The 1,488-nt window shown below is 72.5% G+C and carries 1 protein-coding gene; it reads right to left on the bottom strand.

Translation table 11 applies throughout. The annotated features are described in order from the left end of the window. Positions 1 to 149: 149 nt before the first annotated feature. Entirely contained in the window at positions 150 to 1,235 is a 1,086-nt protein-coding gene (locus tag ACO1BR_RS06235) for a branched-chain amino acid aminotransferase (RefSeq protein WP_426793983.1), read from the bottom strand. Positions 1,236 to 1,488: the final 253 nt, after the last annotated feature.

Genomic DNA, 1,488 nt, shown 5'->3' with positions numbered 1-1,488 from the left:
CTGCGCCCGGTCCCCGCGCCCCGTACGGAGGCGCCGGCCGCCGAGTCCCCCGCCGAGGTCGGCTGAGCCGGGGCCGCTGCCCCGCTCATGGCACAGGCCGCCACCGACGGAGCGTCGGTGGCGGCCTGCGGCGTCGCCGGGGGCCGGGCTCAGCCCAGCGGGTGCATCCAGCCGTGGGTGTCCGCGCCCACGCCGGTCTGGATGTCCAGCAGCGCCTTGCGCAGCTTCATGGTGACCTCGCCGGGCTCGCCGTCGGCGACCGTCCAGTTGGCGCGGGCCGACTTGACCCTGCCGACCGGGGTGATGACCGCGGCGGTGCCGCAGGCGAAGACCTCGGTCAGCGTGCCGTCCTCGGTGGCGCCCTGCCACTCCTCGACCGAGATCCGGCCCTCGGAGACCTCGTACCCGAGGTCGGCGGCGATGCTCAGCAGCGAGTCGCGGGTGATGCCGGGCAGCAGCGAACCGGTCAGCTCCGGGGTGACGATGCGGTTGCCGTACACGAAGTACAGGTTCATCCCGCCCATCTCCTCGATCCAGCGGCGCTCGATCGCGTCCAGCCAGACCACCTGGTCGCAGCCCTGTTCGGCGGCCTGAGCCTGGGCTACCAGGGACGCGGCGTAGTTGCCGCCGGTCTTGGCCGCGCCGGTGCCGCCCGGGGTGGCCCGGACGTACTCCTCCGACAGCCACACCGAGACCGGCTTGACGCCGCCCTGGAAGTACGCGCCGGCGGGCGAGGCGATGACGAGGAAGAGGTACTCGTTGGCGGGCTTGACGCCCAGCCCGACCTCGCTGGCGAACATGAACGGCCGGAGGTAGAGGGACGCCTCACCGCTGTTCGGCACCCACGCCTTGTCCTGGGTGACCAGCGCGTCGCAGGCCGCGATGAAGGTCTCGACGGGGAGTTCGGGCATGCCCAGGCGGCGGGCGGACGCCTGGAAGCGGCGGGCGTTGGCGTCCGGGCGGAAGGTGGCGACGCTGCCGTCGGGCTGGCGGTACGCCTTCAGGCCCTCGAAGATCGTCTGCGCGTAGTGCAGGGTCATGTTCGCCGGGTCCAGGGAGAGCGGCGCGTACGGCACCAGCTCCGCGTCGTGCCAGCCGCGGCCCTCGGTCCACTTGATCGTCACCATGTGGTCGGTGAAGTGCCTGCCGAAACCGGGAGCGGCCAGGATCTGCTCCCGCTCCGCGGCGGGGAGCGGATGCGAGGAGGGCTTGAGCTCGATCGCGGGCGTCGTCATGAATGCGTGTCCTTCACTGCGTAGTCCGTTGCCGCGCGGCCGTGCGCACGATCACTTGGGCGTACCGGTCGTTACTGGGACGTCCACGTTTCTCGGCGGACGCCGGCCCCTCGTCCGATTATCGCGCGTGGGTGTCCGGCGCCGGAACCGGCGTGCGCGGTCCGCGTCGATGGTCGCGCCGAACCCGCCGGTTGTACAGGGCCGACCATGCCGACCATGCCGACAGCGCCGGGCCACGGCGGGCCCGGCGCTG

This window comes from Streptomyces sp. YGL11-2 (assembly GCF_050054615.1).
In the GTDB taxonomy this organism is placed as follows: Bacteria; Actinomycetota; Actinomycetes; order Streptomycetales; family Streptomycetaceae; genus Streptomyces.
The sequence above is the reverse complement of the archived record's forward strand: the minus strand, read 5'-3'. Positions and strand labels throughout refer to the sequence as shown.